Source organism: Sphingomonas sp. Leaf257 (assembly GCF_001422185.1).
In the GTDB taxonomy this organism is placed as follows: Bacteria; Pseudomonadota; Alphaproteobacteria; order Sphingomonadales; family Sphingomonadaceae; genus Sphingomonas; species Sphingomonas yabuuchiae.
On the sequence record NZ_LMMH01000012.1, the window covers coordinates 62,460 to 87,062 of the forward strand.

Consider the following 24,603-nt stretch of genomic DNA (forward strand, 5'->3'; position numbering starts at 1 on the left):
CCCAAGCCGAGTTTCGCGGGACGCTGCCCGAATTCGCGGGCGAAAGCCAGAGGGCCTGTAAGCCGGGTTCTGTCCACCGGCCGAAGCCGGATGGGCGACCATTCTTCTAGGACGATGCTTGCACATCGCCTCAAGCAACCAACCCGGATAGCGGGCGGGAACGCGCCCCGACGCCTTGCGGCGCCATGCCATCCCTATTCGGTCTTGCTCCCGGTGGGGTTTGCCATGCCGTTTCCGTTACCGGACCCGCGGTGCGCTTTTACCGCACCCTTTCACCCTGACCTGGCCGAAGCCGTGGCCGTCTGCTCTCTGTGGCACTGTCCCTGGGGTCGCCCCCGCCGGGCGTTACCCGGCACCGTTATTCCGTGGAGCCCGGACTTTCCTCGCCCCCGGTTACCCGAGGCCGCGGCCGCCCGGCCCTCTGACTGGGGGTGCGTGTAGCGGGAATGGGCGGGAGGGCAAGGGGTTTGTGGTTAAGGTCGCGGCGTGGCCTTCGACTTCGCTCAGGCGGAACGGAGGTTGGGGATCAGCCCCATTTCCCCGCCCCGTTCGGGCTGAGCGAAGTCGAAGCCCACGCCCCCCCTCAATCATCCCCCTGCGGACGCGGCAGCAGCAGCGCCAGCAGGATCATCCGGCATTCCGCATCGATCTCGCCATCGATCAACTCGGGCCGGAACCGCCGCTGGAACGCCATGATCGCCGCCATCCGGTCGGTCACGTCATAGCCGAACCGCTCCAGTGCCAGACAGAAGCCCGCCTCGGTCCACATCGGGTCCATCAGGTTCTTGGTCGGGCGCGGCAGCGCCAGACGCCGCCGCGCCAGCGTCCCCCAGGGGAACAGCTCGCCCGGATCGCGCTTGCGGGCGGGCGCGATGTCGGAATGGCCGACGATGTTGCCGCGCGTGATGCCGTGCCGCTTCTGGATATCGGCGACCAGTTCCATCACCGCCGCGATCTGTTCATCGGGGAACGGGCGATAGCCCCAGTCATGGCCGGGATTGACGATCTCGATCCCGATGCTCGCGGAATTCACATCCTCGATCGACCGCCAGTGCGAGCGGCCCGCATGCCAGGCCCGCTCCGCCTCGTCGACCATGCGCAGCACGGTGCCGTCCTCAGCGACGAGATAATGGCATGATACCTTGGCCTCCGGATCGCGCAGTCGGGCGATGGCCGACTCCGCATCCTGCATCCCCGTATAGTGCAATACGATCATGCTGATCGGCAGGCTACGCGCGTCGAAATTGGGTGACGGCGTGTCGACGATCGTCATGCAACCTCCTGAACGACCCCGGTTCGTCCGCCCCTGTTAGCGGCAAGCCTCGCTCAAGGATATGGCTTCATGCACCGATCGGCGGATCCGTTACGTCGCTTTTCTGGTAGACACCGCGCCCGACCGAGGCGAGCTGGAACAGGTCGGTCTGGCCGATCACCGTTTCACCAGCGCCCAGGACCAGCAGGCCGGTGGGCCGCATCGCCGATGCGATGGTGCGAAAGGCGCGCTTCTTCGGCTCGGCCGCGAAATAGAGCATGACGTTGCGGCACAGCACCAGGTCGAACGATCCGCAGGGCGCCGGATCGACCGTCAGGTTCATCTGGCGGAACGAGATGTGGCGCAGCAGCTCCGGCCGTACCACCCATTCGTTGTTCGGACGCCCGTCGAACCAGCGGACCATCTGGCGGATGGGCAGGCCGCGCTGCACCTCGAACTGGGTGTAGCAGCCGCTGCGCGCGCGGGCGATGGCGGCTTCGGATACGTCGGTCGCGATGATCTCGGGCACCGGCGTGCCGTGCGCCTGTTGCCGCTCGGCGAACATCATCGCCAGCGACAAGGGCTCCTGCCCGGTCGAGCAGCCCGCGCTCCAGATGCGGGCGCGGCGCCCGTCGCGCTCCACCTCGGCGACCGTTTCGAGGATATGCTCGAAGACATGCGGATCGCGGAAGAACGAGGTTTCGCCATTTACCAGCGCGTCGATCACGCGGCCCGCCAGCTGGGGATCGCGCCCGTCGAGGACGGCACAGACCAGCTGGTCCAGCGTTTCCATGCGCCGTTCGCGCATCAGGGGCAGGAGTACCGTGTCGACACGGGTCGACCGATGGCTGGCGATCTGCTGGCCGGTCCGGGCCTCCAGCAGCGCACTGAGGACGGCGAGCGACTGGCCCGACATGGGGGACTGCGCCATCGCCATGCTCCCGGGTCGGACGGGGGGCGCAGGCGTCCAGCTTGAGGCCAGGACCATCAGCAGGATCCTCCCGCCGCGATCATCGCGCCGACCGCGTCCGGGGTCATCACCAGATCGGCCAGACCGTCGGTGACGATCGCGCCGGGCATGCCCCAGACGACGGCGCTGTCCCGATCCTGTGCAACGATAGTCCCCCCTGCGGCCTTCAACATCCTGGCTCCCTCCAGTCCGTCACGCCCCATGCCCGTCAGCACGATACCCCAGGCCCGCTCGCCCCATAGCTCGGCCATCGAGGCGAACATCGGATCGACCGAAGGCAGGCAGCCGCTGCGTGCGCGCTCATGCTTCAGCCGAATCGCCGCGCTGCCATCGGTCAGCCGGACGAAGGTGACGTGTGCATCGCCGGGAGCGACGAGGATTTCGCCGGGCCGCACGCGCATCCGGTCCTGCGCCATGATGCACGGACGGTGCGCGACGGCGGTCAGCTGCGCCGCAAAAAAGGGGATGAAGGTGGCGGGCAGATGCTGCGTCACCACGATCGGCACCGTCATCGTTGCCGGAATGGGCGCCAGCAGCTTGGCGAGCGCATGGATACCGCCGGTCGAGGCACCGATGCCGATAATGTCGGGCAAGGAACGCTGGACGGCCGGGCGCGTCCGGCTGCCCAGCGGCGAAACCGGCGCGGGGGCGGCTTGCACGGGGCGGTCCATCGATTGGGCAAGCCCGTCGAGCTTCTGCAACAGGATGTCGCCGAACTCGGCCAGTCCCTGCGGCCGGGGCTTGTCGAGCGTATCGGCCGCGCCGTGCGCCAGCGCCTGCACCGCCGCCGCGCCCCCCGCCGGAGTCGACGCCGAGACGATGATGACGCGGGCGCCGCGCCCCGCCGTGATCAGTCGGGGCAGCGCGGTGATACCGTCGACCCCCGGCATCTCGACGTCGAGCAGGATGATATCGGCCGCATGGTCGTTCAGAAAGGTAAGGGCCGCCTCGACATGGGTGACGGCGCCGATCACACGAAACCGCTCATGCGGCTCGATCTGGCGCGCGATCAACGCCCGGGCGACCGCCGAATCGTCGACGATCAGCACCCGCGTCGGCCCATCCTGCCCATGGGTGGACGGCGAGGCCTGAAGGGCAGTCAAGGGATTGGAGCTCATGGCGCGGTCCCAGGCGCAGGTCCTGCCGGATCAGATCATGCCGACGAGCTGGAGCTTGCTTTCCAGCGTGTCGCGGTCGAACGGCTTCATGATATATTCGTCGGCCCCGGCATCGATCGCCGCGCGGATATGGGCCATGCCGTTTTCGGTGGTGCAGAAGACGATCCGTGGCCGCCGCGCCAGATTGGCGTCGCGCAGCGCCCGCAGGAAATCCATGCCGCTCATCACCGGCATGTTCCAGTCGAGCAGGATGACATCGGGAACCTCCTCCAGACACGCCTCCAGCGCCTCGCGGCCGTCCCCCGCCTCGCGAACCTGCAGGTCTAGCGTTTCCAATATGTGGCGCGCCACCTTGCGGATCACCTTGGAGTCATCGACGACGAGACAGGTTTTCATTCGGTACGCCCTATTCCTACCCGGATCCCAGCGGGACCTGACGTCCGAAATAGCCCCGATAAGTAACGGCCGGGTTAACTGGTCAGGCGACCAGCGCGACCGGCTGCGGCACGAGCTTCGCCAGGTCGAGGACCAGCAGAGGCTCTCCGTTGCGAAACACCATGCCGTTGGCGGCGCGGGACCAGCGCCCGTCCTTGGGCGCGACATGCGGCATCGGGCGCATGTCGAACGTCTCGATATCCTCCAGCGCGTCGACCAGCATGGCATAATAATGCCCGTCCTGCCGGGTGATGACGGCGCGGCGGACATGCGAAGCGGTCGGCTCCAGCCCCAGCGCCCGGCGGGTATCGACGACGGTGATGACCCGGCTGCGCAGCGCGGTCAGCCCGCGCACCGACGGCTCGGCGCGCGGCACGGCCACGACCTCGCCGATATCGACGACCGAATCGACCTGGTCGGCGTCGAAGACCACGCCCTGCCCGGCGATACAGGCGATCAGGAACAACGGCATCAGCGGCCTCCCCGACGTGCATGACCCGCCAGCGCCGCGATCAGGGCGGAGCGGTCATAACGATAGATGCTGTCGGGATCGGCCAACCCCTCCCGGTCGCGGCGCAGGCGCACCACGGGCGCCCCCGACGGCACGGCGGCGACGGCATCCTCCTCCATCATCAGGCGGACGGACGGGGCCTCCTCGCCATCCGGGCTGAGGGTGCAGCGATAGCCGTGCGCCTCCAGCACGGGGCGCAGGAACCGGTCCATCCACGCCGCGCCCGCACCGTCGAGCAGACAGAGCGGCGCGACCGGGCCGGTATCCGCGACGCCGGAGTCGAGGAAGAAGACCAGCGGGTCGAGGATCTCCAGCGCGCGGCCTTCCCATACGGCGATGCCCAGCACCGGGCCGCTGGTGGCGGGCGCGATCTCGGCGGGCAGATGGATGATCTCCAGCGCGCCGCCGATCGCATAGGCGCATTCGGTCTCGCCATCGGTCAGGCGCAGCACCTCGACCTCGCCATGCGCCAGCGCGTCATCGAGCGCGGCCGACTCGACATGATGAAGCGGCATGGTCGCGCCGTCGACGATCAGACGCGTGCGACCGCCCGAGCGGTGGACGGCCTCGGCCGTCGCCTTTTCGACGCGGTCGATCGCGCCCAGAGGGATGGCGCGGCGCGCGCCGTCCAGATCGTCGAACAACAGCGCGGGATTGGCGGTTTCCTGTGCGGCAGTTTCATCGGCGGCGATGATATCACGCTGGAAGCGAAGCCCGGCCGCCTGCGCCAGGCCGCCGCTGTCAAGCAGCAGCATCGGCAGGCCGCTGTCGGGCAGCGTCTGTCCGGCATAGAGGCCGGAACCCATCACCGCCGGTGCGGCGGGCTTGACCACCACTTCCTCGGTGTCGAGTACATCGTCGACCCCCAGAGCGTAATCCCCGTCCCGCGTGGATACGATCACCAGCGTCGACGGATCGCCCTGCCCGATCTCCAGGAACGACCCGAGCGGCAGCATCGGCAAGCGACGGCCGCGAACGGTCGCGACCCGGATGTCACCGACCGGATCGATGCGCACCTGTTCGCCGCGCACCTTGACGATCTCTTCGATCGCCTGGCGGGCGATGGCGAAACGCTGATCGGCGACCGCAACGATCAAGGTCGACATGATCGACAGGGTCAGCGGAACCTGGATGGTAATGACAAGGCCCCGGCCCGGCCGGTTGTCCAGTGCGATGCGGCCACCGACATGCTCGATATTGGCGCGCACCACGTCCATGCCGACGCCGCGTCCCGACACCGCCGACACCGTGTCACGGCTCGACAGGCCGGGCTCGAACACCAGCTTCAACTTTTCGGCGGGGCTCATGCCGGCGACTTCGGCGACGGAGCGGACGTCGTTCTCGATCGCCTTGGCGGCGATGCGTGCGACATCGATGCCCGCGCCGTCATCCTCGATCTCGATCAGGATCTGGTTGCCCGACTGGCGCGCGGTGACGCAGATCTGCCCGGTCGGCGGCTTGCCCAGGCTGCGGCGCCGGGCGGGTGATTCGATGCCATGGTCGATCGCGTTGCGGATGATGTGGACCAGCGGGTCGCGCATCATCTCGATCATCTCGCGGTCGAGGTCGACGTCCGATCCCTCGATACGCAGGCTGACCGCCTTGCCCAGTTCGGCCGCCGTGTCGCGAACCATGCGGGGCAGCGCGGAGAACAGCCCGTCGATCTTCTGCATCCGCGTCCGCGTCACCGTGTCGCGCATATCGGCAACCGTCAGCGACAGCTGGTCGAGCGCGGCCTCGACACGCGGGTCGAGCACATCGTCGCGCAGCCGCCGGGCCAGCTCGTTGCGGGCCAGCACCATGTCGGACATGCCGCTCATCATCCGGTCGAGCAGATCGACGTTCAGCCGGATACTGCGCGGCGCGGCGCGAGGGGCGACCGCGACGCGGGCCGCCGGAGCGGGGACGGCCACCTCTTCCACACGGGTCAGCGCGGCGATCAGCGCGTCGTCATCCGAATCATCGACCACGACGTCGGCCGCAATCCCCTCGACCACCGCGCCGATCCGGTCGACGATGGCCAGCACCGCATCGACGAGCGCGGTGTCGGGCATCCGCTTGCCGTCGCGCGCGGCAGCCAGCACATCCTCGGCCGCGTGGCTCAGCTTGGCGAGGCGCGGCAGGTCCAAAAAGCCGCAGCTTCCCTTGACGGTGTGAACGAAGCGAAAAATCGCATCCAGCCGCGCACGGTCGCCGGGCGCCGCTTCCCACGCGACGATCTCGCTGGACAAAGCCTCCAGCGTTTCGCGTGTCTCGGCAATGAATTCCTGTAGCAGGTCGTCCATAAATCCCCGAGGGAGCCCCCAGCTTCCCCGCTGAAGTCCGCTCCCTCTTGCCGCCACAAGATTAAAAGGGTGTTTACCCCGCGCGGATCGCCGCGCCCAGGATCATGGTGTTGGGCGCGGGCTCCGTCACCAGCGTCATGCCGCCCAGCTCGGTGGTCAGGGTGTGGATCAGGAAGGCGGGCGCGGTCCGCGACGCCAGCGGCTCGGTGCCTTGCCCCTCCATCAGGGTGCGGCGGATTTCGGGATCGAGCAGGATGCGCGGCCCCTCGATCCGGATCGCGATCTCGATCGCCTCCCGGCCCGCCTCGGCACCGATGTCGATCGTGCCGCCGCGCGCCAACGCCTCGGTCGCTATCAGCGCCACGTTCATCAGGATGCGCACCGCGGGCTTGGGCAGCGCAGGCGATTCGACCAGCCAGCCCAGCGTGGTGCGGCGATTGTCGACGAGCAGCCCCTCGATCGCGGCCTTCGCCTCGCTCATGTCCACCCGGTCGGCAAAGCCGCCGCCAGCCCCGAACGCCAGGCGGAAGAATTTCAGCTTGTTGGCCGAGGCGCGCGCGCTGTCCGCCAGCAATTCCATGCACCGCTCACGCATCGCCGGGTCGGTTTCGTCGGCCAGCAGCTCCAGCCCGTTATTAAGCGCCCCCACCGGCGACAGGAGATCGTGGCACAATCGCGAACACAACAGGCTCGCGAAATCCACCGGGCTGATGGTCATGAAAAATCCCTCGACAAACTAGCCCTTTCTGACGCGGGCGTGCCTTCTGTGCAAGCAAGGCTAAGCGGATCGAAGCGCCCATGACGCTCACCCGCCGCCACCGCGCGCCAGGCGGTGACCGCTCCACCCCCGGCGATCAGCCAGATATTGCCGTCGGGCGCGGCGTCGGCGGCGTCGCGCGGCGAGGGCTCGGCAAGCCCCGTGGGGTGCGAATGATAATGGCCGATCACCGCCGGACCGCCATTCCGCGCGGCGCGGTGCGCGGCGATCAGCGCGGCGGGATCGATCTCGAAACGATGGCTCAGTTCGGTTGCGACATTGGCGCAGGGGACCGCTTTCGCAACGTGATCGCCCTTGCCCAGCAACAATCCGCACACCTCATAATCGGGTGAAGCGGCCGCGCTTTTGCAAATCAGGTCCAGCGCATCGCTTGAAATCGTTACGGTCATGCCCAATTACCTAAGCTATGGACCGGGGGGTTTCCATCATCGATGCGCGGATCGCGCCCACAGCGGATGGCTGGCGGTTGGACCGCGCGCTGGCCGATGCGGTGCCGACTCTGTCGCGCGAACGGCTGAAGGTGTTGATCGCCAGCGGCGCGGTGACGCGCGACGGCGTGATGGCCCGCGACCCCGCCAAGCGGGCGGCTGGCGGCGATCTGTTCCAGGTGGCCGTGCCTGCCCCCCTGCCCGCGCATAACGAGCCGCAGGATATCCCGCTCGTCATCGCCTATGAGGACGAGCATCTGATCGTGCTCGACAAGCCCGCCGGGCTGGTCGTGCATCCGGCGGCCGGGAATTTCGACGGCACGCTGGTCAACGCGCTGCTCCATCATTGCGGCGGATCGCTGTCGGGCATCGGCGGCGTCGCGCGGCCGGGCATCGTCCACCGGATCGACAAGGACACGTCGGGCCTGATGGTCGCGGCGAAGACCGACCGCACGCATGAGGGGCTGGCCAAGCAGTTCGCGGCGCATTCGATCGACCGCCGCTACCGCGCGATCACGGGCGGCATCCCCCGCCCCGCCGACGGCACGGTCGACGCGCCCCTCGCGCGCAGCCCGCAGAACCGCAAGAAGGTGGCGATCGTGCAGGGCGGTAAGCGTGCCGTGACGCACTACCGCACCATCGAAAAGCTGAACAACGCCGCCCTGGTCGAATGCCGTCTGGAGACGGGGCGCACGCATCAGGTGCGCGTGCATATGCAATCGCTGGGTCACGCCTTGCTGGGCGACCCAGTTTATGGTAGAACAAAGGGTGCTCAAAAAGCCCTGCTCGATGAACTCGAATTCCGGCGCCAAGCCCTGCACGCGGCGCATCTGGGCTTTATTCATCCCATAAGCGGCAACGCTTTGGCGTTTGAGAGCCCTATGCCGCCCGACATGCAGGAACTGTTCAGTCGGCTTCACGTATAGCAGAAGACCGCCTCGTGCCCCTGATGGGCCGGACGGAATGACGCTCCAGAAAGGGAGATAAGGATCATGGCAAAAGGCAGCAACGTCCCGGCGACGATTCCTGCACTGGGCGGGGAGCAGTCGCTCAACCGCTATCTCGCCGAGATCAAGAAATTCCCGATCCTTGCCCCGGAGCAGGAATATATGCTCGCCAAGCGCTTTCAGGAGCATGGCGACCCCGAGGCGGCGGCCCAGCTCGTCACCTCGCACCTGCGTCTCGTGGCGAAGATCGCGATGGGTTATCGCGGCTATGGCCTGCCCACCTCCGAGCTGATCTCGGAGGGCAATATCGGCCTGATGCAGGGCGTGAAGAAATTCGAGCCGGATCGTGGTTTCCGCCTGGCGACCTATGCGATGTGGTGGATCCGCGCCTCGATCCAGGAATATATCCTGCGCTCGTGGAGCCTCGTGAAGATGGGCACCACCGCGGCCCAGAAGAAGCTGTTCTTCAACCTGCGCCGGATGAAGTCGAAGCTCGACGCGTTCGAGGACGGCGACCTGCGGCCCGAGGACGTGACCAAGATCGCCACCGATCTGGGTGTCAACGAGGACGAGGTCATCAGCATGAACCGCCGCATGGCGATGGGGGGCGACACGTCGCTCAACGTCTCGATGCGTGAGGATGGCGAGGGCCAGTGGCAGGACTGGCTGGCCGACGATGCGCCGCTCCAGGACTCGGTCGTCGCCGAGCAGCAGGAGGCGGATGTCCGCCACGACATGCTGGTCAGCGCGATGGACGACCTGAACGACCGCGAAAAGCACATCCTGACCGAGCGTCGCCTGACCGACGATCCCAAGACGCTGGAAGAGCTGAGCCAGGTCTACGGCGTGAGCCGCGAGCGCGTCCGCCAGATCGAGGTGCGCGCGTTCGAGAAGCTGCAAAAGGCGATGATGCGCATCGCCGGTGAAAAGCGGCTGTTGGCGGCCGCCTGAGCATGACCGGCCGCACCGTCGTCATCGGCGGCGGCGCGGCCGGGATCGCGGCGGCGCGCACGCTGCATGACGCGGGGCGAGAGGTCCTGCTGATCGAAGCGGCGGACCGGCTGGGTGGACGGGCGCATAGTGTGCGTTTGCCGACTGGCCATGTCGTCGACCATGGCTGCGGGTGGCTCCACTCGGCAAAGCGCAACCCCTGGACCCGCATCGGCGAGCAAGCGGGCTTTACCATCGATCGCCGCCGACCCAATTGGGACGGCCAATGGCGCGATCTCGGCTTTCCACCGGAAGATCAAGAAGCCGCCGATGCCGCCTTCGCCGGGTTCGAGACGGCGGCACTGGCGGCAGTTGACGGCCCCGACCGGCCGCTCTCCGATTTCGTGGAGGCGAACAATCACTGGCGACCGATGATCGAGGCGGTTTCCGGCTATGTAAACGGTGCAGCGCTCGACCAAGTGTCGCTGCATGACTGGGCCGCTTACGAACAGACCGCGACCGACGACAATTGGGCCGTGGTCGAGGGTTATGGCACGGTCATCGTGAATCATGCCGCCGGACTGGTCGTGCGCACCGGCATAACGGCGAACCGGATCGATCATCGCGGGGGCGTCCTTCGCATCGACACGTCGGACGGCACGATCGAGTGCGACCATGTCGTCATCGCCGTACCTACGAGTGTGTTGGCGGCGGGCAAGCTGATCTTCGATCCCCCGCTCCCCGCCAAAACGGATGCCGCCGCCGCGCTACCGCTTGGTATCGCCGACAAGGTCTTCCTATTGGTCGAGGGACCGGTGCCCTGGCCCGCCCATCAGCATATGACCGGCAACCCGCACGACAGCTGCACTGCCAGCCACCGCCTCTCCCCCTTTGGCTGGCCAATCGTCGAGAGTTTCTTCGGCGGCCCCTGCGCCGAGGCGCTGGAGGAAGACGGCGCGGCGGCGGCCTTCGCCATCGACGAACTGGTGGCGCTGTTGGGCAGCGACTGGCGGCGACGCTTCACGCCACTGGACGCGACGCGCTGGCGGCATGTGCCGCTGATCGGCGGCAGCTACAGTCACGCGAGGGTCGGTCATGCCGGAGCGCGGCAGACGCTGACCGAGCCCGTCGAAAATCGAATCCTCTTCGCGGGCGAGGCCTGCTCGCGCGAGGATTTCTCAACTGCGCATGGGGCTTATGCGACGGGCGTGGCGGCGGCGAACCTGATCGTCCGTTCCGCCTTGTGAGTTCGGTCCATCCCCCTATCCTGCCCATGACAGCCATGGGGTCAACAGATGCGGACGATAGGACTGATAGGCGGGATGAGCTGGGAAAGCTCAGCCGAATATTATCGCCTCATCAATCAGGGGGTTCGCGAACGGCTGGGTCCCACGGCATCGGCCTCGTGCCTGCTCTGGTCCTTCAACTTCGCCGACATCGAAGCGCTTCAGCACAAGGGCGACTGGGCCAGCCTGACCGCTCGCATGACCGACGCTGCGCAAAGACTGGAGGCTGCGGGCGCGGATTTCTTGGTGATCTGCACCAATACCATGCATCGAACGGCCCCTGCCGTCGAGGCAGCGACAGGCATCCCATTGCTGCACATCGCCGATCCGACGGCAGAACGGATAAAGGCTGCGGGCCTGCGCACGGTGGGGCTGCTGGGCACGGCCTTCACGATGGAACAGGATTTCTACAAGGGGCGACTGGCGGATCGCCATGGGCTGAACGTCGTGATTCCCGATGCCGTCGACCGTGCGACGGTGCATCAGGTGATCTATGACGAGTTGGTCGCGGGCCAGGTGCTGGCGTCATCCCGCGACGCCTATCGCGCTATCATTCGGCGCCTGGTCGAAGAGGGTGCCGAAGCAATCATCCTGGGATGCACCGAGATCATGCTGCTCATCGGTCCCGACGACAGCTCGGTGCCGATTTTTGATACGACCGCCCTACATGCCCAGGCGGCTATCGATATGGCACTGGCCGACTGAACGCCCTATACAAAAAAGGCCCCGGCTTTCGCCGAGGCCCTTTTCCATTCCGTATTCCCGCATACTCACCGGATCGGCGAATTCGGGTCCAGGCGCATATCCAGATACCGGTCCACCGATCCCATCAGCTCGGGCATTTCGTGCTCGAAGAAGTGGTTGGCCTTGGGGATGGTGTCGTGATGGATGGTGATGTGCTTCTGGGTGCGCAGCTTGTCGACCAGCTTCTGGGTCGCCGCCGGGGTCGCGACCTCGTCGGCCTCGCCCTGGATGATGATGCCCGAGGAGGGGCACGGCGCCAGGAAGGTGAAGTCGTACATGTTGGCGGGCGGCGCAACCGAGATGAAGCCGCGAATTTCCGGGCGGCGCATCAGCAGCTGCATCCCGATCCACGCGCCGAAGCTGACGCCCGCGATCCAGGTGGTCGAGGCTTCGGGGTGGAAGCTCTGCACCCAGTCCAGCGCCGAGGCGGCGTCGGACAGCTCACCGATGCCGTTGTCGAACACGCCCTGGCTCTTGCCCACGCCGCGGAAGTTGAAGCGCAACGTGGCAAAGCCCCGCCGCTGGAAGGTCTTGTAGAGTTCCTGCACGATCCGGTTGTTCATCGTGCCGCCCGCATTCGGGTGCGGGTGCAGGATCATGGCGACGGGCGCGCGCGGACGCGGAGCGGGAGCGAAACGGCCTTCGAGGCGGCCTTCGGGGCCAGGAAAAATGACTTCAGGCATCAAAACTCGCCGATCTGGATCGCGCTGGTGGAGCGCCGGGAACGTTGCGCTATATAGGCCGACACGCCATTTTCGCAATTGTTCGATCATTTCAGCGACGGAACAAGCCCTGCCCCCGCTTATGCAACGCCTCTATCTGGACCACGCCGCCACGACCCCGATGACCGAGGCGGCACGCGCGGCACTGACCCAGGGTTGCGCGATCTGGGCCAACCCCTCCTCCCCGCATGCCGAGGGACGCGCCGCCAGGCGCGCGCTGGAGGATGCCCGCGCCGCCGTCGCCCGGTCGCTCGGCTGGGACCATGAGATCCTGTTCACCAGTGGGGCCAGCGAATCGCTGGCGATCGCACTGTCCCGCGCCATGGCCGAGCGACGCTTGGTCGGGGCCATCGACCATGACGCGGTGCTGCGCGCGGCACCCGACGCCATCGTGATGCCGGTAGGGCCGGATGGCGTGTTGCGCCTGCCCGACCTGAGCGGCGGTCGCGCGATCGTCACGGTGCAATGGGCGAACAGCGAAACGGGCGTGCGCCAGCCGATCGCGCAACTGGCCGAGGCGATCCATGCCGCCGGGCATATCCTGCTGGTCGATGCCGCGCAGATGCCCGCGGGCGCCGATCCGGAGGTGATCGAGCATGCCGATCTGGTCGCCCTGTCGGCGCATAAGCGCGGCGGGCCGCCGGGGGTCGGTGCGCTGCTCGTCCGGGATCTCACACTGCTGGAGCCCACCGGCGGGCAGGAGCGCGGCTATCGCCCCGGCACCGAGAATATGCCGGGCGTGCTCGCCTATGCCGCCGCGCTGGCGGAACCGGAGCCGGACCATGAAGAGCTTCGCGCGCATCTGGACGATGCGATCCGCCGCTCGGGCGGGACGGTGGTGGCGGATGAAAGCCGCCGCCACCCGGCCATCGCCAGCTATCGCATGCCCGGCAAGCCCTCCGCCGCGCAGTTGATCCAGTTCGACCTTGCGCAGATTTCGGTGTCGGCGGGCAGTGCCTGCGCCAGCGGCAGCCTGAAGCCCAGCCATGTGCTGGCCGCGCTTGGCTGGGACGTGGAAGCGGGCCGCGAGGTGGTGCGGGTCAGTTTCGGCCGGACGACGACGCGCGAGGATGTCGACCGCTTCGTCACCGCCTGGCGGGCGATCGCGCGGGGGCGGCGGGTCGCATGATCTATCTGGATTATCAGGCGACGACCCCGCTCGCGCCCGAGGCGTTGAAAGCGATGCTCCCCTGGCTGGAGCAGGGCCACGCCAACCCCCATTCCCCCCACCGCGCCGGGCGACAGGCGCGCGCGGCCGTCGAAGTGGCCCGCGATCAGATTGCTGCGCTGCTCCCCTCCGGCGGGCGAGTGGTGTTCACCAGCGGCGCGACCGAGGCGCTGAACTGGGCTATCAAGGGCACCGGCGGCGGGATCGTCACGACCGCGATCGAACATGCCGCCGTGCTCGACACCGCCGCCGCAACGGGGCGACCGCTGACCCTATTGCCGGTCGACGGCGAAGGTCTGGTCGCGGCAGGCCCTGACGACATCGACAAGCCCCTCCCCTTCAGGGGAGGGGTTGGGGTGGGGCCTCGCCACGGGCTGCACGCTTGTGGAAGCGCCCCACCTTTGAAGGGGAGGGGTGAGTCCCGCTCAGGTCATCCCGCTACGGATTCTCTCGCAGAAGGCACGGGCCTGGTTGCCGCGATGCTGGTCAACAATGAGGTGGGCACGATCCAGCCCATCGCCGCGCTGGCCGATGCCGCGCACCGGGCGGGCGCCGTGATGCTGTGCGATGCCGTGCAGGGTTATGGCCGGGTCGGCATTCCCGATACGGTCGATCTGGTCGCCATCTCGGCCCACAAAATCCACGGCCCCAAGGGCGTGGGCGCGCTGTGGATCCGCGACGGCATCACCCTGCCCCCGCTGCTGCATGGCGGCGATCAGGAGGGCGGGCGTTCGGGTACGCTCAGCCCCGCGCTATGCGCCGGGTTCGGGGCGGCGGCGCGACTGATGGCGGTGCGGGCCGAAGAGGATAGCGCGCATGTCGAACGGCTCTGGTCGCTCGCCGTCGAAAGACTGGGTAGCGGATGGTCGATCAACGGATCGGTGGAGCAGCGCTATCACGGCAACCTCAATGTCCGCCGCGAGGGGCTGGACGTCGCGCGGCTGATGTCCGACTGCCGCGACATCGCCTTCTCGGCGGGAAGCGCCTGCGCCAGCGGATCGGGGCGGCCCAGCCATGTTCTGACCGCGCTCGGGCTGAGCGACCGTGAAGCCAAATCCTCGATCCGCATCGGCTTCGGCCGCTACACCACCGAGGCGGAACTGATGCAGGCGATCGACCGGATCAATGCCGCCACCAAGGCGCAGGGCCTATGATGACGCTGACCTTTCAAGCCCCCGACGGTAGCACGAGCTTGGCCGACGCCCAGCCGGGCGAGACGCTGCTCCGCGTCGGGCAGCGTGCCGGGCAACCGATGGAAGGCACGTGCGGCGGGCAGATGGCCTGTGCGACCTGCCATGTCCTGATCCCCCCGGAATATCTCGCTCATCTCCCCGCGCCATCGGCGGAAGAGGAAGACATGCTCGATCTGGTTCCCGACGCCACCCGCTCCAGCCGCCTCGCCTGCCAGATCGTCGTGACCGAACAGCTGGCCGATATGGCAGTCCGGCTTCCCTGAACCGTTGATAACAAAGGGGTTCAGGGATCAATCATCGGCGATTCGCCATTCTTCTCCCATGCTCGCCGACAGGCGGGATTACCGGGAGTAAAGCGTTATGAAACTTCTTGCTGTCTTGGGCGCCGGTCTGATCGCTGTATCGGGTGTCGCCGCTGCCGCCCCCGCCGAAGCCGCTCCGCACGATCGCTGGGGCCGGGGTCCGGGTTGGGATCGCGGGCCGGGTTGGCATCATCGCGGTCCGGGTTGGGACCGTGGTCCCGGCTGGCATCGCGGCGGTCCCCGCTGGGATCGTGGTCCCGGCTGGCGCGGTCCGCGCGGTCCCCGTTACGCCTATGGCTATGACCGTCCGCGTGTGACCTGCCGCTGGGTGCGCACTTGGAACGGGCCGCAGCGCCAGTGCTTCAACACCTATCGCTGAACGAAAAGTTCGTCACGGATGGGGCCGGTGGGATAAGGACTTGATCCCCCGGCCCCGTTTCGCCATATGCGCGGCGGGAGTCGGGCGGACGTAGTCGTCGCCAACCCGGTCAGGTCCTGACGGAAGCAGCCGTAACGATTTCGCTGCGGGTCGTTCCGGCTCCCACCATCCGCACATTTTCGGCTATCCAAGGCACAGCTGGCATGGCCCGCATGTGTGTCGTCTATCACACGATTATACCTGACGGCGCGCGCCCGAGCGCCTATGTTGCTCGGCGATGATTTCCCTCACCCCGACCATCCAGACCCGTCATGGCTGATTCGTTCGATCTGGGCGAACCGCCCCAACCTTCCCAGACGCCTGCAAAAGCCGAGGCCTACCGCGTCCTCGCACGCAAATACCGGCCGCAGACCTTCGAGGCGCTGATCGGGCAGGACGCCATGGTCCAGACGCTGGGCAATGCGATCAAGCGCGACCGGCTGGCCCATGCGTTCCTGATGACCGGCGTGCGCGGGGTCGGCAAGACGTCGACCGCGCGGCTGATCGCCAAGGCGCTGAACTGTGTCGGTCCCGACGGCAATGGCGGCCCGACCATCAGTCCGTGCGGGCAATGCGAACCCTGCCGCGCCATCGCGGAAGGCCGCCATATCGACGTGATCGAGATGGACGCCGCCAGCCATACCGGCGTCGACGACGTGCGTGAGATCATCGAGGCGTCGCGCTATGCCGCCGTCTCGGCGCGCTTTAAGATCTACATCGTCGACGAAGTGCACATGCTCTCCAAGAACGCCTTCAACGCGCTGTTGAAGACGCTGGAAGAGCCGCCTGCGCATGTGAAATTCCTGTTCGCCACCACGGAAGTGAACAAGGTTCCGATCACCGTCCTGTCGCGCTGCCAGCGTTTCGACCTGCGGCGGATCACGGCGGACAAGCTGGCCGCCCATTTCGCCGATATCTGCGTCAAGGAGGGCGTCACCGCCGAGGACGAGGCGCTGATGCTGGTCGCCCGCGCGGCGGAAGGTTCGGCACGCGACGGCCTGTCGATCCTGGACCAGGCGATCGCCCATGCCGATCTGGAGGGCGGTGGCGTCACCGCAGGCGCGGTGCGAGAAATGCTGGGCCTGTCGGATCGCGGCGCGGTGCGTGACCTGCTCGGCCTGATCCTGAACGGCGATGGCGCGGGGGCGCTGGCCTCGCTGCGGCGGCAATATGATTATGGCGTCGATCCGCAATCGGTGCTCCGCTCGCTCCTGGAAACGGTGCATGGCATCACCCTGACCAAGGTCGGCACGCCGCCCGACGCGGCCCAGCCGCTGGAGGAGCGCGCCGCGCGCGAGGAATGGGCGGGTTCGCTCAGCTTCCCGGCGTTGCACCGGTTGTGGCAGCTGTTCCTGAAAGGCCATGACGAGGTGGCCCGCGCCGCCTTGCCCATCGAGGCGGCGGAAATGGCGCTGCTCCGCGCGATCCATGCCTCTAGCCTGCCCGATCCGGGAGAGCTGGCACGGCAGATCCGCGACGGCGGCGTGTCGGCACCCAGCGCTCCGGCGGTGACGCATCAGGCGGCCCCCATGGCCGCCCCGGTCGCCATCGCCCCGCCCCCTCCGCCCGCCGAGCCCGAACCGCCCAAGCTGCCCGACAGCTTCGTCGCGATGATCGACCGGCTGGACGATATGGGGCAACTCGCCTTGGCGGCCCGAATGCGCCACGGCGCGCGTCTCGTGCGTTATGCCCCACCGGAGATGGTGTTCAGCGGATCGCGCCCGATCGCGGCCGATACGTTGAGCGAGCTGATCGCAGCGCTGAAGACGGCGACGGGCCAGAACTGGCGCGTCACGCTGGAAGACGTCCCCGGCCAGCCGACCCTGCACGAGCAGCAGGTCGCCGCCGAGGAAGCGATCAAGACCGCCGCGTGGGAATCGGACATGGTCCGCGCCGCGCGAGAGGCTTTCCCCGAGGCCGAATTGATGGAATGGCCCGGCAAACGCAGTGTGAACGGAGCATGATGTGAAGAATCTCGACGAAATCCTGGCGATGGCCCAGAACGTCCAGAACGAACTGGAAAAGGCGCAGGCCAATCTCGACACTATCGAGGTCGAAGGCGTCTCGGGCGGCGGCCTGGTCAAGGTGAAGGCGTCGGCCAAGGGCCGGATCATCGGCATCACCATCGACGATTCGCTGATGCAGCCGTCGGAAAAGGGCATGCTGGAGGACCTGCTGGCCGCCGCGATCAACGACGCGCGGACCAAGGCCGATGCCGCCTCGGGCAGCGAAATGTCCAAGATGACCAGCGGCCTGCCGCTGCCGCCGGGCTTCAAGCTGCCCTTCTGATCCGGTCTCGTTTGTTTCGGGAACGGTATGTCGGCTTTGGCGTTGCTTCCTCCATCAAAATAGGAGGGAATGTCATGGCCGACGAACGCGTTACCGAGACTTATGGCAATCAGCAGCCGCACACCACGGTGATTGAGCGCCGCAGTGGTGGCGGCGGCGGCATAGCGATCGCCATCGTCCTGCTGATCGCTGTGCTGGTCGGCGGCTTCTATCTCTTCAGCCGAGGTGGCGCGGAAAACCGTCGCGACGCGGCCGTGACCTCGGCCGCCAAGAGCGTCGGCGACACCGCCCAGAAGGCGGGCGACGCGATTTCCGGCGACGCCAAGTAAGGCGATCCGCTACCGGCCGGGCCGCTTTGGCTCGACCGGTAGCATTGCGGGTGGATCGATCTCAGCATCCGGATCGGTCAGCCGCTTGAAAATCCTGGTCCCAAAGGTCAGGGGGTCGCGTCCGCCGCCATAACCGGCTTCACGCGCCTCCCTATGCGAACAGCGCCTCTGGCCCGCGAACATCCCGCAAGGGCCCGCGCCTCCCAGGATCTGCGTACCGCTGAGGCCCGCTCCGGCACCGTCCGTCTGCAATCCCTTTTCCCGGACGGAAGCGGGTATGCGATAATGTTCCTCGGCGTTGCGACGCCCGCAGACGACGACCTCAGTCTGATCGGGCAGGCAGTCCGTTCGCGGAGTGATACGCGGCAAGGACAGGGTCGATGGCGCAGCTTGCAGGAGCATCAGGAGGCCGATCGCTGCGATCATTCATATGTTTCCCCAGAGGTGGACCCAGGGTGCTTTGGGATCGTGGCTTTTGCGGGGCGGTTTGCCGTCAGGTCATGGCGTGGGGCGACCGGCCCTCCCCCATCCCCTCCCGCCTGCGGGAGGGGCGTATTCCGGGAATCTGATACGCACGACCGCATGCGTTTTTGAGTCTCCGATCCGACTAAAGCACGCCCCTCCCGCAGGCGGGAGGGAAAGGTGTCTCACCGAGACTCCCACCCTCATGAAATACAGCTATCCAGCCCCTGCCGCCGCACCACCCCCACATAGCGCGCGATCACATTGCCATGCTTGCGCACGAACCCAGTCGGCGCCACCGCCGCGCGCTTCTTCGGCAGCGGCAGGACGGCGGCGATCCGTGCGGCCTCGGTCGGTGAGAGATGCGAGGCGTCATGCCCGAAATAGCGCATCGCCCCGGCATTGGCGCCGTACGTCCCGATGCCCGTCTCGGCGATGTTGAGATACACTTCCATGATCCGCCGCTTGCCCCACAGCGTCTCGATCAGGAAGGTGAACCACGCCTCGAACGCCTTGCGAATGTACCCGCCATTCTGGAACAGGAAGGCGTTCTTCGCGGTCTGCTGGCTGATCGTCGAGCCGCCGCGGATGCGACCGCCCTTGGCGTTGCGATAGGCCGCGCTCGCCATCGCCTTGAAGTCGAAGCCGTTATGCGAACAGAAGCGCGCATCCTCGCCCGCGATCGCGGCGCGCGGCATGTCCGGGTCCATCTCGGACAGCGGCATCCAGTCCTTGGTCACGCCATGCCCGCCGATCACGTCCCCCAACATGGTGAAGGTGATTGGCGGCGGCACGAAGCGGTAGATGCCGACCCAGACGACACTGACGATCACAAAGGCGAGCACGGCCTTCAGGGCCCAGCGAGCGATGCGCAACATGGGCGGGGTCCTTAGCGGGGTTTGGCGCACGCGTCACTCGCTCCGCACCCCGCGCCGGTTCAGGATTTCAGGGTCTGCGCGATCCAGCGGTCGAACAGGTTGGGCCAGAGCCGGGCAGGCGCGCCTTCCGGAGCGCTCATCGCGCCGAAGCCATGGCCGCCCTTCTCGAAGAAATGCGCCTCGACCGGCACCTTGGCCGCCCGCGCCTGGGTCAGCACGTCGATCGACTGGTCGAGCGGAACCAGGCCGTCATCGACGGCGTGGACCAGGAACAGCGGCGGCGTGCTCGCATTGATCCGGCGCGGTGTGTCGTAGCGCGCCTTGGTCGCGGGATCGGGATTGGGGCCAAGCAGATTGTCGCGCGACCCCGGATGGGTGTTCGGTGTCGACAGGCTCGCCACCGGATAGACGAGGCCCGAAAAGCGTGGTTTGGCCGACTGTCGATCGGCGGCATCGACCGGCGTATAGACCTTATCGTCATATCCGACGGTCAGCGATGCGGCGAGATGCCCGCCCGCCGAAAAGCCGACAATGCCCAGCTTGGCCGCGTCGATGCCATAGCGCGCGGCACTGGCGCGGATCAGCCGCATCGCGCGCTGCGCATCCTGAAGCGGCACATTCGCCTGATCGTCCCACCCTTCCGAAGGCAGGCGATAGGAAAGCGCAAAGACGGTGATGCCGTGCGGGTTCAGCGTCTTGGCGACGTCGATTCCCTCATTCTGGATCGACACGAAACCATAGCCGCCGCCCGGGATGGTCAACACCGCACGGCCATCGGGGCGTTCGGGGCGGAAGACGGCGACGATCGGATTGGCGGTACCGCGCAGCCACAATTCCTGCCGCCCCGCCGGGCCGTTCATCGACGGATTGGGCTTGGGCAGGGTCGCGCGCGCGCCGGGCGGGCGACCGGGCCAGAGCGGGAAATGCTCGGCGGGGGGCCAGGGCGTCATGGCCGGTGCGGCGGGAGCCGCCTGGGCCGCCACGCGGCTGGCCAGCGGCACGGTGGCCATGGCCCCGATCAGAGAGCGTCGGTCGATCATTGGCATCCCCTCATCCTCCGCGCCTGATAGCGCTATATGGGCGTCAGGGTGCCGGGGCCACACGCGCCGATCAAGTGAAAAGGGCGCAAAGAAAAGGGGCGGAAAGCTTTCGCCTCCGCCCCCCTGTCTCAATCTCGTCTCAATGACCGTATTTCTTGATCCCCCGCCTGCGCAGCTTTTCGCGCTTGCGCCGACGGCTGTACGGGATCGCGAACGCCAACCCGGCAACCAGAACGATGCCGATGATCACATAGGCCAGCTGTTCGCGTTCAAGAAATTCCAGCATTAGTCGAAAATCGCCCCCCAACGACGCTTAACACGCTCCCGCCAGTGACCGCGATGATAGGCGTCCGACGCGAGCAGCGGCATGACCGAACCCGCTTCCGCGAACACCATCTGTTCGAGCGCGGTATCGACCTTGCCCCAGCTCGCCGCTTCCTTGAGCGTCGAGGACGAGCAGGCACCGTCACGAACATCGGCCACCGTGATCTGCACGGCGTACTTGTGCATTTCGACGTCTTCATGGCCCAGGATCTCGGCGCAAACAACCGTGTCCTGAATGAAATTCTTCGGAACGCCGCCGCCGATCATCAGCAGGCCGGTGGTGCCCGCCTTGATCTTGATGTCGGTCAGTTCGCGGAAGTCGGCAATGGCGTCGAGCACCATGTAAGGCTTGCCTTCCTTGGCACGCTCGACCTGATGCTTCACCAGACCGAAACCGGCCGACGAATCAACGAACGCCGGGCAGAAGATCGGCACGTCATGCTCATAGGCGAGCTTGACGAGGCTGTTTTCCTTCTTGCCGTGCTCGACCAGATACTTGCCCATCTCGCGAATGAAGGCGCGGCTCGAATAGGGCTTGGGCTCCAGCGAGTCCGCGATCTTGCCGATCGTGTGGTCGCAGTCCTGCAGCTGCTCTTCGTCGATATAGGTGTCGTAGATGCGGTCGATGTACAGCGAACGCAGCGTGTTATCGTCGGGGATTTCCAGCGCCTGATAATGCTTGTGGCCCAGGCCCTCGAAGAAATCCATGTCGACGATCGACGCGCCGGTGGCGACGATGCCGTCGATCATGTTCGAGCGCAGCAGCTCGGCATAGAGGTCCATGCAGCCGCCCGCCGAGGTCGAACCGGCGATCACCAGGAAGATCGAGCAGTCCTTGTCGGCCAGCATCTGGTTGTAGATGCCGGTCGCGCGCGCCAGGTCGCGGCTGGTGAAGCTCATCTTGCCCATCGAATCGATGATCGGGCGGGCGTCGAACGAAGTGATGTCGATATGCTCGACCACGCTGGAGAGCAGCTCGGCCTTACGGTTGTCGTTGATCGTGTCGGTCATGATGGTTCCATCATCATCGAGAAGCCGTCGTCGTTATTGGGGACGCGGTAACCCGGCTGGCCCGGCTCTGCGCGGGGGCAGTGCCGGTATGCGAAGGGGCCTTATCGCGGTCGAAACCGCAATGCCACCCCATTCCCCTCCCGCCGAAGCGGAAGGGGATAAAGGAGGTGCTAAAGTCGCCGGGTTACAGCTTGACGACGTTCGCCGGACGGGCCTGCTCGACCTCGTCGCGATAGACCGAGAACATCGGCTCGTCGTCGGTCACGACGAACTCGTGACAGGTGAAGCCGTTGAACTGGGTCCGCATGGCCTGGCCGTAAGCGCCCAGCATCCCGATCTCAAAATAATCGCCGGTGTTCGTGTCCGCAGGCAGCGGGAACGGACCCTGCATGAAGTCCAGGTCGTCGCAGGTTGGGCCCCAGAAGCTGAAGTCCATGTCGCGCGCGTCGGAATCCGGCTCGCGCAGCAGCTGGACCGGATATTTCCACCCGATATGCGCCGCATCGAACAGCGCGCCGTACGCGCCGTCGTTGATGTACAGCTCGTTGCCCCGGCGACGCTCGACGCGCACCACGACCGACGAGTATTCCGCGCACAGCGCTCGGCCCGGCTCAGCCCAGAGTTCGGCCGAGTAGGACACCGGCAGGCTCTCGAACGCGCGATGGATCGTCTCGAAGAAACGCTCCAGCGGCGGCGGGGTCATGCCCGGATAGGCCGAGGGGAAGCCGCCGCCCACGTCGATCACGTCGACCGTGACGGCCGCCGCGACGATCGCCGCGCGCACCCGCTCCATCGCCGCCGAATAGGCGTCGGGGGTCATGGTCTGGCTGCCGACATGGAAGCAGATGCCCAGCGCGTCGGCGACCTGACGGGTCGCGATCAGCAGGTCCTTCGACTCCTCCAGGCTGACGCCGAACTTCGACCCCAGGCTGAGCTTGGCGTATTCGGACGACACGCGCATCCGGACGCACAGGGTCAGGTCGGTCGCGCCGTTCGTGGCACGGACGATCTTCTCCAGCTCTTCCATGCTGTCGAGCGAATAGGTGCGGACGCCGTGGGTGAAATAGGCCTCGGCAATCGCCTCTTCCGACTTCACCGGATGCATGAAGCAGCAGACGGCCTGCGGGGCGACCGACTTCACCAGACGAACTTCCGCGATCGAGGCGGTGTCGAAATGGGTGATGCCATTGTCCCACAGGATCTGGATCAGATCCGCAGACGGATTCGCCTTCACCGCGTACATCGAGCGGCCCGGAAACTTCTCGACGAAGAATCGGGCGGCGCGCGCAGCAGCGTGCGGGCGAAGCAGCGTGACCGGATCAGCCGGACGACGCTTGGCGATGTCGATGCCGCGCTCCAGATTGGAGGGGACGGCGGTCGAGTGGGCAGCTAGCCCCAGCGCGCGATGATTCTGGTGCAACTCAAGGGACCTCCAATTGCCGGACGGCATACGGTGACAAAAAGCTGCCTTGCGGTTGGAAGTCCCATGGGGCAGCGGAGGCGCGAAATAGGGTCGGCGTTTTCGAATGTAAAGCGGTAGAAAGCCCGTCGGAGATAAAAAGTGACAATCTTAAGACAACCGACAAAAGCAGGGGTGCGCGACGCCGCAGAGAAGATCGCCCGCATCCTGCCCCCTTCACCAATATTTCCCTTTTTGATCAAAGGGAAGACGGTGGCTTTCAAGGCGGAAAACTTGCAACCTGTCGGCGCGTTCAAGCTGCGCGGCGCATGGCACCGGTTAACCGCGTTGGACGCGGATTCGCGGGCGCGAGGCGTCGTCGCCTTCTCGTCCGGCAACCATGCGCAGGGAATCGCCTGGGCCGCGCGGCGGCTGGGGATCGCGGCGACGATCGTGATGCCCGCCGATGCACCCGCGTCGAAGCGCGAAGGCACGTTGGCGCTGGGCGCGGAGATCGTCGATTACGACCGGGCGACCGAAAGCCGCGAGAAGATCGCCCGGAGGCTGGCCGAGGCGCGGGGCGCGACGCTGGTGCCCAGCTTCGACGATCCCTGGGTGATCGAGGGACAGGGCTCGGCGGGCATCGAGGCGGCGGCGCAGATGGCCGCGCTGGGCCTGCCCTCGCCCGTCCATGTCGTATCGCCCTGTGGCGGCGGCGGGCTGGCGGCGGGACTGACCCTGGCCCTGCCCGAGGCGCGGATCACGGTGGTCGAGCCCGAGGGCTGGGACGATATGCGGCGCTCACTGGAGGCCGGGTGGATCGAGCCGGTCGGCGACAACCCGCCGCCGACCGCGTGCGACTCTCTCCAGACGACGCGCGTCTCGCCGCTGACCTTCGAAGTGCTGGCCCGGCGGGGCGCGGAGGGGGTCGCGGTCAGCGAGGCCGAGGTCGCGGCGGCACAACGTTTCGCGGCCGAGCGGCTACGGCTGGTGGTCGAGCCGGGCGGCGCGGTGGCGCTGGCCGCGCTGCTGGCGGGCAAGGTCACGCCGGCGGACGGGATGCTGATCCTGCTGTCGGGCGGCAATGTCGACCGCGCGGCCTATGCGCGGGTGCTGGCGGGCTGATGGAGGGTATCGCGAATGCCGCGCCGGGGCTGGCGATGATCACCGCTTTCGCCTGTGTGGCGGGGGGTGTCGTCACCATCCGGCGCGGGGATCGGCGCAAGGGTGTGCTGATGCTGGTGATGGCGGTGGTGCTGGTTGGGAATGTGCTGATCTGGACGATGTGAAGGGCGGCAGAGAAAAGCCCCTCCCCTTCAGGGGAGGGGTTGGGGTGGGGCTTCTCCACAAGCGCGGCATTTGCGGAAGCGCCCCACCCCCTGCC

At 66.7% G+C, this 24,603-nt stretch carries 28 protein-coding genes and 2 other RNA genes; 14 read left to right on the plus strand and 16 right to left on the minus strand.

Annotation, left to right across the window (positions count from 1 at the left end):
- Positions 1–42: 42 nt before the first annotated feature.
- The 9 genes from rnpB to ASF14_RS08150 all read right to left on the minus strand — a co-directional run bounded on the left by rnpB (position 43) and on the right by ASF14_RS08150 (position 7,738).
- An RNA gene (gene rnpB / locus ASF14_RS09740) (RNase P RNA component class A) lies at positions 43–425 on the minus strand.
- A 158-nt stretch (positions 426–583) separates the two neighbouring features.
- On the minus strand, positions 584–1,273 hold the full coding sequence (locus ASF14_RS08115; protein WP_056433966.1) for an N-acetylmuramoyl-L-alanine amidase: 690 nt from the start codon (positions 1,271–1,273) through the stop codon (positions 584–586).
- 67 nt (positions 1,274–1,340) lie between these two features.
- A complete protein-coding gene (locus tag ASF14_RS08120) occupies positions 1,341–2,183 on the minus strand; it encodes a CheR family methyltransferase (protein WP_330218781.1) in 843 nt (280 codons plus the stop codon).
- Positions 2,184–2,239: 56 nt separating this feature from the next.
- Complete coding sequence (gene cheB / locus ASF14_RS08125; protein ID WP_056433968.1) at positions 2,240–3,340, minus strand: chemotaxis-specific protein-glutamate methyltransferase CheB; 1,101 nt, start codon at positions 3,338–3,340, stop codon at positions 2,240–2,242.
- Between the two features lie 30 nt (positions 3,341–3,370).
- Positions 3,371–3,736 carry a response regulator gene (locus ASF14_RS08130; RefSeq protein ID WP_056433970.1) on the minus strand — a complete coding sequence of 122 codons (366 nt, stop codon included), beginning with the start codon at positions 3,734–3,736 and terminating at the stop codon, positions 3,371–3,373.
- Positions 3,737–3,818: 82 nt separating this feature from the next.
- Positions 3,819–4,247: a chemotaxis protein CheW gene (locus ASF14_RS08135; RefSeq protein WP_056433972.1), complete on the minus strand. Its 429-nt coding sequence runs from the start codon at positions 4,245–4,247 to the stop codon at positions 3,819–3,821.
- Positions 4,247–6,571 carry a chemotaxis protein CheA gene (locus ASF14_RS08140; RefSeq protein ID WP_056433975.1) on the minus strand — a complete coding sequence of 775 codons (2,325 nt, stop codon included), beginning with the start codon at positions 6,569–6,571 and terminating at the stop codon, positions 4,247–4,249. Before ASF14_RS08140 ends, ASF14_RS08135 begins: the two co-directional genes overlap by 1 nt.
- Before the next feature lie 73 nt (positions 6,572–6,644).
- Positions 6,645–7,289, minus strand: a complete 645-nt coding sequence (locus ASF14_RS08145) for a histidine phosphotransferase family protein (RefSeq protein ID WP_056433978.1) — start codon at positions 7,287–7,289, stop codon at positions 6,645–6,647.
- Positions 7,286–7,738, minus strand: a complete 453-nt coding sequence (locus ASF14_RS08150; RefSeq protein WP_056433981.1) for a M67 family metallopeptidase — start codon at positions 7,736–7,738, stop codon at positions 7,286–7,288. Before ASF14_RS08150 ends, ASF14_RS08145 begins: the two co-directional genes overlap by 4 nt.
- A 17-nt stretch (positions 7,739–7,755) precedes the next feature.
- On the opposite strand from ASF14_RS08150, the gene ASF14_RS08155 reads away from it, so the two are divergent.
- The 4 genes from ASF14_RS08155 to ASF14_RS08170 all read left to right on the plus strand — a co-directional run bounded on the left by ASF14_RS08155 (position 7,756) and on the right by ASF14_RS08170 (position 11,645).
- The gene (locus tag ASF14_RS08155; protein ID WP_056433985.1) at positions 7,756–8,703 is read left to right on the plus strand and encodes an RluA family pseudouridine synthase; all 948 of its coding nucleotides are present in this window, start codon (positions 7,756–7,758) and stop codon (positions 8,701–8,703) included.
- Positions 8,704–8,769: 66 nt separating this feature from the next.
- Positions 8,770–9,675, plus strand: a complete 906-nt coding sequence (gene rpoH, locus ASF14_RS08160) for an RNA polymerase sigma factor RpoH (RefSeq protein ID WP_007404166.1) — start codon at positions 8,770–8,772, stop codon at positions 9,673–9,675.
- Between the two features lie 2 nt (positions 9,676–9,677).
- Positions 9,678–10,901: a flavin monoamine oxidase family protein gene (locus ASF14_RS08165; RefSeq protein ID WP_056433988.1), complete on the plus strand. Its 1,224-nt coding sequence runs from the start codon at positions 9,678–9,680 to the stop codon at positions 10,899–10,901.
- Positions 10,902–10,949: 48 nt separating this feature from the next.
- Positions 10,950–11,645 (plus strand): aspartate/glutamate racemase family protein, encoded by a 696-nt coding sequence (locus tag ASF14_RS08170; RefSeq protein ID WP_056433990.1) that lies wholly within the window; start codon positions 10,950–10,952, stop codon positions 11,643–11,645.
- 65 nt (positions 11,646–11,710) lie between these two features.
- Here ASF14_RS08170 and ASF14_RS08175 read toward each other — a convergent pair whose 3' ends face one another.
- Complete coding sequence (locus ASF14_RS08175) at positions 11,711–12,367, minus strand: alpha/beta hydrolase (RefSeq protein ID WP_042483786.1); 657 nt, start codon at positions 12,365–12,367, stop codon at positions 11,711–11,713.
- A 121-nt stretch (positions 12,368–12,488) separates the two neighbouring features.
- Here ASF14_RS08175 and ASF14_RS08180 point away from each other — a divergent pair, with 121 nt between their 5' ends.
- The 8 genes from ASF14_RS08180 (at position 12,489) to ASF14_RS08210 (ending at position 18,105) form a co-directional block, all read left to right on the plus strand.
- Positions 12,489–13,535: a cysteine desulfurase family protein gene (locus tag ASF14_RS08180; protein WP_056433993.1), complete on the plus strand. Its 1,047-nt coding sequence runs from the start codon at positions 12,489–12,491 to the stop codon at positions 13,533–13,535.
- Positions 13,532–14,728 (plus strand): cysteine desulfurase family protein, encoded by a 1,197-nt coding sequence (locus tag ASF14_RS22210; RefSeq protein WP_056433996.1) that lies wholly within the window; start codon positions 13,532–13,534, stop codon positions 14,726–14,728. The genes ASF14_RS08180 and ASF14_RS22210 overlap by 4 nt, the downstream gene beginning before the upstream one ends.
- Positions 14,725–15,030, plus strand: coding sequence for a 2Fe-2S iron-sulfur cluster-binding protein (locus ASF14_RS08190; protein WP_056434000.1), 306 nt, complete (start codon positions 14,725–14,727; stop codon positions 15,028–15,030). The genes ASF14_RS22210 and ASF14_RS08190 overlap by 4 nt, the downstream gene beginning before the upstream one ends.
- Positions 15,031–15,127: 97 nt before the next feature.
- Entirely contained in the window at positions 15,128–15,448 is a 321-nt protein-coding gene (locus tag ASF14_RS08195; protein WP_201780558.1) for a hypothetical protein, read from the plus strand.
- Positions 15,449–15,520: 72 nt separating this feature from the next.
- An RNA gene (gene ffs / locus ASF14_RS20750) (signal recognition particle sRNA small type) lies at positions 15,521–15,618 on the plus strand.
- Positions 15,619–15,759: 141 nt separating this feature from the next.
- Positions 15,760–17,451 carry a DNA polymerase III subunit gamma/tau gene (locus ASF14_RS08200; RefSeq protein WP_056434006.1) on the plus strand — a complete coding sequence of 564 codons (1,692 nt, stop codon included), beginning with the start codon at positions 15,760–15,762 and terminating at the stop codon, positions 17,449–17,451.
- A gap of 1 nt (position 17,452) precedes the next feature.
- Positions 17,453–17,776, plus strand: a complete 324-nt coding sequence (locus tag ASF14_RS08205; RefSeq protein WP_056434009.1) for a YbaB/EbfC family nucleoid-associated protein — start codon at positions 17,453–17,455, stop codon at positions 17,774–17,776.
- A gap of 74 nt (positions 17,777–17,850) precedes the next feature.
- Positions 17,851–18,105, plus strand: coding sequence for a hypothetical protein (locus ASF14_RS08210; protein WP_056434012.1), 255 nt, complete (start codon positions 17,851–17,853; stop codon positions 18,103–18,105).
- Positions 18,106–18,114: 9 nt separating this feature from the next.
- On the opposite strand, the gene ASF14_RS08215 is transcribed toward ASF14_RS08210, so the two are convergent.
- The 6 genes from ASF14_RS08215 to ASF14_RS08235 all read right to left on the minus strand — a co-directional run bounded on the left by ASF14_RS08215 (position 18,115) and on the right by ASF14_RS08235 (position 23,240).
- Positions 18,115–18,531, minus strand: coding sequence for a hypothetical protein (locus ASF14_RS08215; RefSeq protein WP_056434014.1), 417 nt, complete (start codon positions 18,529–18,531; stop codon positions 18,115–18,117).
- Positions 18,532–18,770: 239 nt separating this feature from the next.
- A complete protein-coding gene (gene mtgA / locus ASF14_RS08220) occupies positions 18,771–19,445 on the minus strand; it encodes a monofunctional biosynthetic peptidoglycan transglycosylase (protein ID WP_056434017.1) in 675 nt (224 codons plus the stop codon).
- Positions 19,446–19,504: 59 nt separating this feature from the next.
- Positions 19,505–20,485, minus strand: coding sequence for an alpha/beta hydrolase (locus tag ASF14_RS08225; protein WP_056434020.1), 981 nt, complete (start codon positions 20,483–20,485; stop codon positions 19,505–19,507).
- A gap of 139 nt (positions 20,486–20,624) precedes the next feature.
- Complete coding sequence (locus tag ASF14_RS21845; protein ID WP_167345458.1) at positions 20,625–20,771, minus strand: hypothetical protein; 147 nt, start codon at positions 20,769–20,771, stop codon at positions 20,625–20,627.
- Positions 20,771–21,820 (minus strand): 1,9-bis(guanidino)-5-aza-nonane synthase, encoded by a 1,050-nt coding sequence (locus ASF14_RS08230; protein ID WP_056434022.1) that lies wholly within the window; start codon positions 21,818–21,820, stop codon positions 20,771–20,773. The genes ASF14_RS21845 and ASF14_RS08230 overlap by 1 nt, the downstream gene beginning before the upstream one ends.
- A gap of 184 nt (positions 21,821–22,004) precedes the next feature.
- Positions 22,005–23,240 (minus strand): decarboxylase, encoded by a 1,236-nt coding sequence (locus ASF14_RS08235; protein ID WP_082442148.1) that lies wholly within the window; start codon positions 23,238–23,240, stop codon positions 22,005–22,007.
- A gap of 195 nt (positions 23,241–23,435) precedes the next feature.
- Between ASF14_RS08235 and ASF14_RS08240 the strand changes: the two genes are divergently transcribed.
- A complete protein-coding gene (locus ASF14_RS08240; protein WP_443025781.1) occupies positions 23,436–24,344 on the plus strand; it encodes a threonine ammonia-lyase in 909 nt (302 codons plus the stop codon).
- Positions 24,344–24,508 carry a hypothetical protein gene (locus ASF14_RS21850; RefSeq protein ID WP_168371511.1) on the plus strand — a complete coding sequence of 55 codons (165 nt, stop codon included), beginning with the start codon at positions 24,344–24,346 and terminating at the stop codon, positions 24,506–24,508. The genes ASF14_RS08240 and ASF14_RS21850 overlap by 1 nt, the downstream gene beginning before the upstream one ends.
- Positions 24,509–24,603: the final 95 nt, after the last annotated feature.

Bases quoted from the DNA above. Each gene is read 5' to 3' on its own strand.
- ASF14_RS08115 (WP_056433966.1), bottom strand. From the start codon at position 1,273: ATGACGATCGTCGACACGCCGTCACCCAATTTCGACGCGCGTAGCCTG.
- ASF14_RS08120 (WP_330218781.1), bottom strand. From the start codon at position 2,183: ATGGCGCAGTCCCCCATGTCGGGCCAGTCGCTCGCCGTCCTCAGTGCG.
- cheB (WP_056433968.1), bottom strand. From the start codon at position 3,340: ATGAGCTCCAATCCCTTGACTGCCCTTCAGGCCTCGCCGTCCACCCAT.
- ASF14_RS08130 (WP_056433970.1), bottom strand. From the start codon at position 3,736: ATGAAAACCTGTCTCGTCGTCGATGACTCCAAGGTGATCCGCAAGGTG.
- ASF14_RS08135 (WP_056433972.1), bottom strand. From the start codon at position 4,247: ATGCCGTTGTTCCTGATCGCCTGTATCGCCGGGCAGGGCGTGGTCTTC.
- ASF14_RS08140 (WP_056433975.1), bottom strand. From the start codon at position 6,571: ATGGACGACCTGCTACAGGAATTCATTGCCGAGACACGCGAAACGCTG.
- ASF14_RS08145 (WP_056433978.1), bottom strand. From the start codon at position 7,289: ATGACCATCAGCCCGGTGGATTTCGCGAGCCTGTTGTGTTCGCGATTG.
- ASF14_RS08150 (WP_056433981.1), bottom strand. From the start codon at position 7,738: ATGACCGTAACGATTTCAAGCGATGCGCTGGACCTGATTTGCAAAAGC.
- ASF14_RS08155 (WP_056433985.1), top strand. From the start codon at position 7,756: ATGGACCGGGGGGTTTCCATCATCGATGCGCGGATCGCGCCCACAGCG.
- rpoH (WP_007404166.1), top strand. From the start codon at position 8,770: ATGGCAAAAGGCAGCAACGTCCCGGCGACGATTCCTGCACTGGGCGGG.
- ASF14_RS08165 (WP_056433988.1), top strand. From the start codon at position 9,678: ATGACCGGCCGCACCGTCGTCATCGGCGGCGGCGCGGCCGGGATCGCG.
- ASF14_RS08170 (WP_056433990.1), top strand. From the start codon at position 10,950: ATGCGGACGATAGGACTGATAGGCGGGATGAGCTGGGAAAGCTCAGCC.
- ASF14_RS08175 (WP_042483786.1), bottom strand. From the start codon at position 12,367: ATGCCTGAAGTCATTTTTCCTGGCCCCGAAGGCCGCCTCGAAGGCCGT.
- ASF14_RS08180 (WP_056433993.1), top strand. From the start codon at position 12,489: ATGCAACGCCTCTATCTGGACCACGCCGCCACGACCCCGATGACCGAG.
- ASF14_RS22210 (WP_056433996.1), top strand. From the start codon at position 13,532: ATGATCTATCTGGATTATCAGGCGACGACCCCGCTCGCGCCCGAGGCG.
- ASF14_RS08190 (WP_056434000.1), top strand. From the start codon at position 14,725: ATGATGACGCTGACCTTTCAAGCCCCCGACGGTAGCACGAGCTTGGCC.
- ASF14_RS08195 (WP_201780558.1), top strand. From the start codon at position 15,128: ATGAAACTTCTTGCTGTCTTGGGCGCCGGTCTGATCGCTGTATCGGGT.
- ASF14_RS08200 (WP_056434006.1), top strand. From the start codon at position 15,760: ATGGCTGATTCGTTCGATCTGGGCGAACCGCCCCAACCTTCCCAGACG.
- ASF14_RS08210 (WP_056434012.1), top strand. From the start codon at position 17,851: ATGGCCGACGAACGCGTTACCGAGACTTATGGCAATCAGCAGCCGCAC.
- ASF14_RS08215 (WP_056434014.1), bottom strand. From the start codon at position 18,531: ATGATCGCAGCGATCGGCCTCCTGATGCTCCTGCAAGCTGCGCCATCG.
- mtgA (WP_056434017.1), bottom strand. From the start codon at position 19,445: ATGTTGCGCATCGCTCGCTGGGCCCTGAAGGCCGTGCTCGCCTTTGTG.
- ASF14_RS08225 (WP_056434020.1), bottom strand. From the start codon at position 20,485: ATGATCGACCGACGCTCTCTGATCGGGGCCATGGCCACCGTGCCGCTG.
- ASF14_RS21845 (WP_167345458.1), bottom strand. From the start codon at position 20,771: ATGCTGGAATTTCTTGAACGCGAACAGCTGGCCTATGTGATCATCGGC.
- ASF14_RS08230 (WP_056434022.1), bottom strand. From the start codon at position 21,820: ATGACCGACACGATCAACGACAACCGTAAGGCCGAGCTGCTCTCCAGC.
- ASF14_RS21850 (WP_168371511.1), top strand. From the start codon at position 24,344: ATGGAGGGTATCGCGAATGCCGCGCCGGGGCTGGCGATGATCACCGCT.